Raw genomic sequence first — 10,251 nt, 5'->3', positions numbered from 1 at the left:
AGCTTTATTTTGTAATGTATGGTAAGTGATTGATATTTATGTAAAAAATTGAAATGACAATTTTACGAATAATCCGGGTTAAAAAGACACATGCGCAGACATAATTACCTGTTTCTCTCGCGGGTTGAGATTCAATGAGATGATGTTCCCCCTCGCCATCCGTTCAGCCGTTGATCCAGCATCATATGCGCTGATAACTTTTACTGCGATATAAGCCGCCAGGAGTGAATAGAAGGTAACCCGCTCACTGTCGTTCCAAGAGCGACCGTCACTTCTATCCGAAAAACCCATCCCATGATCGCCAAGAAGCGCCATACCGGGAATGAACATTCCCAATTCCAGCGTAGTGTAGAGGATCCCCTTTCGCCAGTTATTCAAATAGAAATTCCCGAAATCAACCGGCATGGGTTGTAATGATAAGAGCGCGGCGACACCCGGGCTGTTCTCACCGCTCCCGTGATCGCCGTCTCCCATCATATGACCCATTTGATGGGAAAGTCTCGGACTTTCTTCCGCAAGAATCGTTCCTTGATACATCGATATGCTGAAAAAAATGCCGGTGAGCATTATCATGAATACCGCTTTTGACCGTCGCATATATACACCTTTCTGAAAAAATTTTAGGGTTGATCTTATAACGCTTGGATGGTTTAAAAGCCTGGTGAAAAAGTCAGAATCGTTTGGTTTTCCAGAATTTTTAACTCACCCCCCTGCCCCCCTCTCTAACGAGTTAGAGAGGGGGAACTATCACGCTCCCAACGAGTTATCCCCTCTCTCGGAGAGAGAGGGGACCAAGGGGTGAGTTTCTAGGAAGGGGCGAAACAAGATAAAATCTGACTTTTTCTCCAGTCTTTTAACCGCCGGTATTCTCAACCAAAAGTGAGAGGTTTTCCAACACCGTGTCGATTTCATTCCGTGTGGTGTATCGTCCAAGGCTGAATCGGATCACTGCCGCCGCCTCGCTTTCGCTCACACCCATCGCTTTCAATACCGGCGAAAGGCCGGTGGAGCCGGAATGACAGGCGGAGCCGGTGGATACGGCGACATCACCCAGGGCATCGATGACGGAGGATGCCGTGTGACCCTTAAAACTTACAAATAAGGTATTCGGCAGACGGTTCTCGGGATGTCCGTTGAGCCGCATCCTGTCGCCGAAAAGCGATTGCATACCTTTGTAAAAGGAATCCGTCAATTCCCTGACGGCGGTGTCTTCGAGGGAGGCGGTCGCGATTTCGCACGCGCGTCCGAGGCCGACGGCGAAGATGACATTCTCGGTGCCGGCCCTCCGCCCCATCTCGTGCCCGGCGCCGTGAATGAGCGGCTCGATGGAAAGCCCATCCCGGATGTAAAGGACGCCGATCCCTTTGGGCGCGTAGAGCTTGTGCCCGGCGACCGAGAGGAAGTCAACACCCATATCATCAACACGCACCGGGATTTTCCCCGCCGATTGGGCGGCGTCGGTGTGAAAAAACACGCCCTTTTCCCTGCATACCGCCGAAATGGCGGAAACGGGCTGAATAGTCCCGGTCTCGTTGTTCGCGTGCATTATGGTCACGAGGATCGTTCCGCTCGTGATGGCTTTCCCGACTTCCTCCTGATCGACGGCCCCATACCGGTCAACGGGGAGATACGTGACCTCGTACCCGTTCTTTTCGAGAAAACGGCAGGGATTCAACACCGAGGGATGCTCTATCCGGGAGGTGATGATGTGGCTCCCCTTACCGCGGAGGGAGTATGCGACTCCTTTGATGACCGCGTTGTTCGATTCGCTTCCGCCGCCGGTGAAAACAATCTCGTCGGGGTGCGCACCCAGAAAATTCGCTACCTGCTCCCGCGCGGTATCTACCGCCTTTTTTGCGGCGACTCCGTATGCATGAGTGCTCGACGGGTTGCCGAAGCCGCCGCGGATGAACGGTATCATGGCATCCGCAACGGATTCATCTATCGGGGTTGTCGCGTTGTAATCCAGATATATCATGACCGCCCCATCATTTCTTAAACTGGTCCAGGGCTTTCGCCTCGGATTCCAGCCTGCCGATGAGCACCTCGCGCATGATGTCGCACGCTTTGGTGATGCGTTCGTCGGAAAGCTGGTAGAAAACGTTTATTCCTTCCCGCCTCGATTTCACAACACCCTTCTGAACAAGAACAGCCATGTGCTGAGAGAGATTTGCTTTGCTGGTATCGATCAGTTCCAGCAATTGGCTTGCGGTCAATTCCTTCTTGTCACGGAGCGCGCTGATTATTTCCAGACGCCTTGGGTTTGAAAAAGTCTTACAGATTTCTGCATGACGCACAAACAGGTCCGACATGGCGAAACCCTCGAATAATGGTTTATAAACTATACTGTTTAGAAACTATTGAACTATATAACGCTTTTTCGGGTCTTTGTCAAGTCTTTTTTCCAATAAAAGAATTCAGAAGGTTCCTTTTCCCGGATGATCCTGGATCGGCATCGTTATTTCTCCCCGGGGAGAACTCCCGCTTCGAGACGGCTGGGGGCGTCCTTCGAGCGGTGCAGGGTGTTCGTGACCGCGACGAAATCCTTCTCGTCGGCCTTGAAGATATTCGGAACGTACGTCTGCGGGTTTCGGTCGACCATGGGGAACCATGAGCTCTGGACATGCACCATGATGCGGTGCCCGCGCGCGAACGTGTGAAGAACGTCCTGGAGCTCGAAGGAAACCTCGGTGATCTCGCCCGGAGTGAAGGGTTTCGGGCGATCCGGGCTCTCGCGGAACCGTCCCCGCATCACCTCGCTGCGCACGAGGAGTTGCTGTCCCCGGCGGTCGGGATCGTCGGATCTCGGGGTGTATCCCGGGATGCTGTCGGGGAAGACATCGATGAGTTTCACGATCCAGTCGGTGTCGGTGCCGGTGGTGGATACGAACAGGCGCGCCCGGATCGGCCCGGCGAGAGCGAGGTCTTCGTCCACCGGCCCGGTCCGGTACACAAGCACATCCGGGCGGTTGGCGGTGAAACGCTGGTCCTCCGCCATGAAACGGGGACGGCGGCGCGCGGCGAGGTCTGAGGTGAAGGGCGCCGGTTTGCCGGGGTCGCTCACGTAGGAGTCGGCGGCGTTCTTTCCGTCGGCCGGCGGTGAAAACGTGAGGGCGCCCTTCGCGCCGAGGTAAAGATTGAGAGTCCTGCGATTCTTTGGCGGCCATGAGTCGAAGGACCGCCAGCGGTTCGCCCCCGTTTCGAACACCATTGCCTCTGGGAAGGCGTACTCCTTCTCCGGCTCCGAAAGAAAGTGCTTGAAGAACGGGAAGAGGATGTTGTCGTTATAGTAGGTCGAGGTGGGGAAGCCGAATTCGGCGTCACCAAGCGACGAGCCGCTGTCGCCCGACCACCCGCCATGCCGCCAGGGCCCCATGACGAGCACATTGAAAATCCCGGGATTGTTGTCTTCGATGGCGCGGTAGCTCTTGAGGGGCCCGAACAGGTCCTCGCAATCGTACCACCCGCCCACCACCATGACCGCGGCGGTGATGTTTTTGAGGTGGGGAAGGATATTGCGCGGCTGCCAGAAGGCATCGTAGTTCGGATGATTTTCGATGTCGTTCCAGAACCCGATGGTGTCATGGAAATACTTTTCGTTGACATTCTTCAGCGATCCGAGTTCGAGGAAGAACCGGTAGGCGTCCGGCATGTCCAGGTACTTCGGCCGTTCGGGCATCTCGGTGACCGGCCCGTCGTGCTTTCTGCCGAATCCTCCGAAGAACTGGAAGTTGTGGAGCAGGTAAAAAGCGCCGTTATGGAACGAGTCGTCGCCCCACAGGTTGGTGACCGGCGCCTGGGGGGAAACAGCCTTGAGAGCAGGATGGGAATCGATCGAACTCGCCGCGCAGAAGAATCCCGGGTAGGAGATGCCCCACATGCCGACCCTGCCGTTGTGGTTTTCGATGTGGGCGAGCAGCCATTGGATGGTGTCATACGTGTCTGTGCTTTCGTTGGTGATCGTGCCGCTTTTTTTGTCCGGTGCATGCGGTGTCATGTTGGTGAATGTGCCCTCCGACATGAACTGGCCGCGGACATCCTGGAACACGAAGATGAACCCTTCCTTTTCATAGGATTCGGACGGCCCCAGCGCCGTCCGGTAGCGGTCGGCGCCGTAAGGGGCGACGCTGTAGGGGGTTCGGAGCATGAGGATCGGTTGCTTCTTCGAGATGTCGGTGGGACGATACACGGTGGTGAAGAGCCTGACACCGTCGCGCATGGGGATGCGGTATTCGAATTTGGTGTACGTACTCCTGATGTTCTCCGCCCGTGTCGCCGGTTCCGGGAACGATGAATCCGTTTCGGCATAACCGGCATTCAGGCAGACCGCCGCCAGGAGCAGCGCGGAAAAACAAACCGGTCGCAGCATGATCGCAATCCTCCGGAGATGGGTGACGGGGGAGAGAAAATTCGTCCGGCTTCCCGCTTCTCTTACGGGAAACGGAATTCCCCCGGGAAAAAAATGAAGCCCGCCCCTTCTTCAGGCGGGCTTCCTGAAGTCATTGAGACGAGGGTTATTCCTGGCGTTCGCTGGCCGGGATATTCACAACCATGACCGAGCACTGGCCGAAGGTGTCGGAACTCCTTCCCGATGCATGCTCCACAAAGGCGCCGTTCCACAGTATAAAAAGACGCTCGCCCCTGTCATCCAGCTTGATGGAGAAAGTCCCCCCCGGAGTATAGCCGTACTTGTCATAGTAGTAGGGGAACATAAACGAGATAACCTTTTTTGTACCGGTGCGGGTGTCGTACTGGATTACCGGGGAGCCGTCCGAATAACCGTGGCCGTGCGCGCCGGGAAGATAGTAGACATACCTTCCTTTGGGACTCCGGTCCATGGAGCAGGTGTAGCGCTGTTCACCGGGCCAGTTGACTCCCTTGTCGATTATTTCTTCCTTCGCCGGGTCAAATGTGAACATCTGACCGCCGGTAGTTACACACCAGAAAAGTCCATCCGTACCAACTTTCCGGGTCTGGGCACGCATGGGAGAGTAGTTTCCGGCTTTTCCCTTGCTGGATGTACCCTGATCTGAAGGAATATGGCAGGCGAGTTTTAAGAAACGGTTTTTATAAGGGTCGTACTTGATGATATGGCGGAGCGAATCGGCCTTGGTATCATGGTTGGAAGTATAAACCATTCCCGTTTCCTCGTCGATGAGAATGGCGCGGTTGTTCCAGGCCAAACCGGGGGGGAGAAAACCGGCCCATTTTGTAGTCTGGGTATTGATATCCCAGGCGAGGAATTCGAGGTGCATCCCGATACCATACATGATACCCCGTTTGGTATCCACCCGGTGGTAAGGCCAGGAAGCGCGTTTCAATGGGACTCCGTAATCCACAATATCGCCGGTGAGCACATCGTAGCTCATGACATGGCCGCCGTCATAGCCGGTGGCGTAGTCTTCCTCATCCGGCTCATCGTATTTGGCCCAATAGGTGCAGTACCAGAGGTGCTCCTTGTCAATATCTTTGCTCTTGTAGAAATCCAGCCAGCCGTGGATTTTCCCCTCGGCGAACTGATCCATCTTTCGGCCCAGTACCTTGTTTACCTCGGGAAGGCAGCGCACCTTCTTGGAAGCCGGATCATATTCTACGAGGAGGATATGGGCGTCATACTTGCCGTGGTCGCCGATCGCTGAATAGAATTTGCCGGTGCGGGAATCGAAATTCGCCTGACACCAGTTCGACCAGGGGCCGGGTTCATTGCTGATCTTGGACTTGGATTTCACCGGCGAATCTCCGAGCCACATAGGTTCTACCGGAACCACGGCAAATTCCACTGTCGGGGGTGTCTTGGCGATGATATAGTCCTTCCCGGCAAACTTTGCCACGCTCTCCATGGGGGTAAGCATTTTGGGGTCGGTGTCCACCACCACCTTGCCGGTATAAAGGAGTTTGGAGGTGTCCAGGCGCTCGGCGACTTCTTTTTTCTTCTGTTCGGCCGGGCTGGGAGTTACCGGATGCTCCGTTGTCTTCATTCCCTTGTGGAGAATACCGTGGTCCCCCACTTTTGCCGTTCCGGCGGGCTTGTTCTGCGCGCCGGAACTAAAGGCGGCTAATAACAATGCCAGGAGTACGGTTACTGCAATGGCGATTCTTTTTTTCGGGCGTAACATGTTCCCTCCGCATGAATGATGGTGGCAAACAGACGGCGCCTGTTTTGCGCCTGTTCATTGTATATGGATTTATTCACATAGTATAGGATTTTCCGTCGGAGAATTCAAGAGTAAATTGGCAATGACCGCTATCCATTCCTCGCGATGAGAAACGGAGAGGATATGGAAGCCTTCTTTTTGCATATTTTCCAGAAAAGGCGTTTCCTGCCCGGATAGAAGACCGGAAAAAACAATTTCCCCTCCGGGATTCATAAATGAGCGGAAGAGAGGAAGCTGCCGTACCAGAACGTGATAGATTATATTGGCAAGAACCAGGTCGGCTGGTTTTAGTGTTAGTGAGCTTGTCGAACTAATCTTTTCGAGGTCGGCAAGCTCCACCTGAACCACATCCTGCATTCCGTTGATCAGGACATTTTCACAGGCGTTATCCACCGAAAATGGATCGTTGTCGAACGCGAAAACCCGTGAAGCCCCCAGTTTCGCCGCCGCAATGGAGAGTACTCCCGATCCGCAGCCCGCATCGATCACACTCCGTCCGGCTATATTCAACCGCTCCAGAGCTTCAAGGCAGAGAAAGGTAGTGGCATGGCTTCCTGTCCCGAAGGCCATTTTAGGATCGATGATGATCTCGATGCGTTCATCAATAGTGCAGTAATTTACCCAGGAGGGACGAATAACCAGCCGCTTTCCCGTTTCCACAGCCCCGAGACCTGCACGCCAGCCTTTTTCCCAGTCTTCGCCGGGAATGGTTTCGACCGCGTAAATGCTGACTCTCTTTCCCGCATCCTTTCCGAAGGTTGTTTCCAGCAGTTCTCGTAAAGTATCGAGGGGATCAGGAGAAAACGACAGAGGATAATACGCTTTGAACCGGAAGGAACCGGATTCGTTCCGTTCCTCTAAACCGGAAAACCCGGACTCGAAGATCAGAGTACTTACCAGATCCTCGAATTCGGGTTCACAGGCGATACAAACACTTTTCCACAATTTGACTGAGGAATTATTCTCCATGTACGCCGTTCAGAAATGTTTATACAAGCACCTTGCAAACGTAATGTATTTTAAACGGTTGATAATATATACTAAAAATGAAAAAAATCAAGCGAAATTATGAGATTTTTAGTTCACCTCAAAAAGAGTTCACTTATTAGGGGTGTTTTCTATCAGCGAACCGTGTCATGCCGAACTTGTTGCCGCTTCGCGGGAACGATGAAACCGTTTCGGCATCTATCAATGATGATGCGGCAAAAAGTGTTACAAAGTCTTCAGTCCTGTCGAAACCGCACCCGGCCTTCAGCCACCCTCTCCTAATTAGGTGTGGGTAAAGACATGTCACGCCGAGTGTTACCCCCCTCTCCTGACTAGGAGTGGGGGACCGGGGGTGAGGTAAAGGAACACTAGAAAAAATGTAAAAAATACTTTTTGCAGGATCATCTATCAATCAACCCATTACATCATATCCAGAGGGTCCACATCCACTGCGATGGTTTCCGTACCTTTTTGATTTTCCATGATCTCGCGGATAACCGCCCGCAGGGAATGAATTCGGGAGGATTTAAGAAGGATGTGCATGCGGTACCTGCCTCGAATACGGGCAATGGGCGCTTCCACCGGGCCCATAACCTCGGTTTCACCGCCGAGACGGGAGGCGAGAAACGAGGCCCTCTCTTCTGCCGCGGCGCGGAGGGAGTGATAAGAATCGGAAGCGAGTTCCAGGAGAATGAGCCGTGAAAAAGGAGGGAAGCCGATTTCCTGGCGCGCTTCGAGCTCTGTTTGCGCAAATGCATCGAAATTCTGAAGGCAGGCGGCCCGGACAGCGTAATTGTCCGGGGTGAAAGTCTGTACGATGACTGTGCCTGGGACATCCCCTCTCCCGGCGCGGCCGGCGACCTGGGTGATGAGCTGGAATGTCCGTTCGGCAGCCCGAAAATCGGGGAGGTAGAGCGCTGAATCCGCCGATACGACCCCGACCAGGGTTACTTCATGGATGTCGAGACCCTTGCCGACCATCTGCGTTCCCAGGAGAACCGGCGCTTTTCCGGTGCGGAATTCTTCGAGCAGACGGAAATGGGCATCGTGGGCGCGCGTCGTATCGGAATCCATACGGATGATTCCGTCCGCGCCGGCAATTTTCTGAAGCTCCGCCTCCACCCGCTGGGTGCCGCTGCCCACATACTGGAGATCATCGGCGCCGCATTCCGGGCAGTGCTGGAGAACTATCCGCTCATGTCCGCAGAGATGGCAGACCGCCAGCTTTTTTGAAGCATGGTACACCAGCGCCGCCGTGCAATCGGGGCAGCAGAGGGTATTGCCGCATGAGCGGCACTGGACTCCGGTGGCGAATCCCCTCCTGTTGATGAGAAAAATGCTCTTCTCCCCGCGCTCCATGCATCTGGCAAGCTCCTCCCGGAGAGTAAAGGAAAGCGAAGACTGATTCCCCGCTTTCTGTTCTTCCCTCATATCCACCGTGATAACCTGAGGCAGAGGCCTGAAGTCCACACGCTCCGGGAGCGCTGAAAGCCGGTATTTGCCGATGCTGGCATTGTGCCAGGATTCCATCGATGGGGTCGCGGAGCCGAGCACCACGGGAATTCCGAGCAGCGCGCCGCGCACCACCGCCACATCCCGTGCATGATAGCGGGGCGCAGACTCTTTCTGCTTATAGGACTGATCGTGTTCCTCGTCAACCACGATGACGCCGGGGGAAGGGAGCGGAGCGAATACCGCCGAGCGCGGGCCGATGACCACATCACAGTTCCCGCTGTGGATGCGCTGCCACATGTCATACCGCTCTCCGGGGGACATCGCCGAATGGATCACCGCCACACGGCCGGGAAACACCGAGGTGAAAAACCGGGTGGTCTGCGGGGTCAGCGCTATCTCCGGAACCAGGATGATCGCTCCTTTTCCCCGCCTCATAACCTCTCTGACCAGCTCGATATAGACCCTGGTCTTGCCGCTTCCGGTGACTCCTTTCAGGAGAACCGGGCGGGGCGCACGGCCGGGGGTATCTTCCAGAATCAGTTGGATGCTTTCTTTCTGGGCCTCGTTCAGGGGATGGTCGACCCTGGTATGCTCCTGTTCGAGCACCTTTGAGGTTCGTGGTATCTCCACTTCCTCATACCGGGCATAACCGGCGTCGACAACGCAGTTCACCACGCCGCGTGTGAAACCGTAGCGCTCCAGGAATTCCACAAGAGGGATGCCTTCCGGCAGCTTTCGCAGCGCTTCGAGGCATTCCGCCTGTTTTTTTGCCCGGGCGGGAAGAACCCTCTCGTTATCGGGAACCGGTTTTAGATGCCGCTCGGTTTTCGGTCCTGCGGCAGGGACGGTCATTTCCCGCTCCAGCCGAACCAGCCCCTTTTTTTCAAGGGCGCGGACAACGCTGCCCGCTTGCTCGCCATATTCGCGCTGCAGTTTTCGCAGAAGCACGGGGCCGGATTCAGAGAGCTTTTCCAGCATTTCACGCTGGGCTTTGGGAAGAGGCACTTCGGCAAGCTCAGTGCTCTTAGACTGAGCCTGTCGAAGGCTCGACTGTCGGCTGAGCCTGTCGAAGTCGACTATATGTACCCGCACCCGTGATTTCACCATTGTCCCGAAAGGCATGGCGGTTTTCAGCACCTCGCCCAGGGAAGAAATGTAGTAATCGGCCACCCAGGAGGCCAGCTCCAGCATGTGACTGTCGAATACCGGTTCGCTGTCCGGGATGTCCAGGAGAGGCTTTATTTTTTCAGGAGACAGGCCGCCGGGATGTTCCGCCGTTCCTACAATGAACCCGGTGAGAATTCTCTTCCCGAACGGAACGAGGGCCCTTCGCCCGGTCTCGGCGAAAGGCGCCAATTCGGGTGGAACCGAATAGGTGAATGTCCTGTTCAGAGGAACGGGGAGAGCGATGGATACATAGATAGCGGGCATGGTAAGGTATTGTAATGAAGTGGGAAAGTTAAAAAAGAGAAGGTTAAAAAATTGTCTGAACCACTGATTCGTATTAACCCGAATTATGCATGTAAAAGAGATTTTATACTAATTCGCTACCAATCATTAAAATATAGCCCATTGGAAACCCACCAGTTTTTGAATGGTTTTTTTATCTTCTGAGACCTCAAGCAACGCGGTTGACAAATCATTTTCGAGTTTT

The 10,251-nt window shown here is 54.5% G+C and carries 7 protein-coding genes; all 7 read right to left on the bottom strand.

The features are described 5' to 3' along the window. Positions 1-78 precede the first annotated feature (78 nt). Entirely contained in the window at positions 79-597 is a 519-nt protein-coding gene (locus tag Q8O92_06450; protein ID MDP2982948.1) for a hypothetical protein, read from the bottom strand. Positions 598-853: 256 nt separating this feature from the next. Next, on the bottom strand, positions 854-1,978 hold the full coding sequence (locus Q8O92_06445; GenBank protein ID MDP2982947.1) for a cysteine desulfurase family protein: 1,125 nt from the start codon (positions 1,976-1,978) through the stop codon (positions 854-856). Between the two features lie 10 nt (positions 1,979-1,988). After that, positions 1,989-2,312, bottom strand: coding sequence for a metalloregulator ArsR/SmtB family transcription factor (locus tag Q8O92_06440; GenBank protein ID MDP2982946.1), 324 nt, complete (start codon positions 2,310-2,312; stop codon positions 1,989-1,991). Between the two features lie 146 nt (positions 2,313-2,458). Next, a complete protein-coding gene (locus Q8O92_06435) occupies positions 2,459-4,369 on the bottom strand; it encodes a CocE/NonD family hydrolase (GenBank protein ID MDP2982945.1) in 1,911 nt (636 codons plus the stop codon). Between the two features lie 145 nt (positions 4,370-4,514). After that, the gene (locus tag Q8O92_06430) at positions 4,515-6,116 is read right to left on the bottom strand and encodes a hypothetical protein (GenBank protein MDP2982944.1); all 1,602 of its coding nucleotides are present in this window, start codon (positions 6,114-6,116) and stop codon (positions 4,515-4,517) included. Between the two features lie 69 nt (positions 6,117-6,185). Beyond that, a complete protein-coding gene (gene prmA / locus Q8O92_06425; GenBank protein MDP2982943.1) occupies positions 6,186-7,124 on the bottom strand; it encodes a 50S ribosomal protein L11 methyltransferase in 939 nt (312 codons plus the stop codon). Positions 7,125-7,562: 438 nt separating this feature from the next. Next, a complete protein-coding gene (gene priA / locus Q8O92_06420) occupies positions 7,563-10,028 on the bottom strand; it encodes a primosomal protein N' (protein MDP2982942.1) in 2,466 nt (821 codons plus the stop codon). Positions 10,029-10,251 lie beyond the last annotated feature (223 nt).

This window comes from Candidatus Latescibacter sp. (assembly GCA_030692375.1).
GTDB lineage: Bacteria > Latescibacterota > Latescibacteria > Latescibacterales > Latescibacteraceae > JAUYCD01.
The sequence above is the reverse complement of the archived record's forward strand: the minus strand, read 5'-3'. Positions and strand labels throughout refer to the sequence as shown.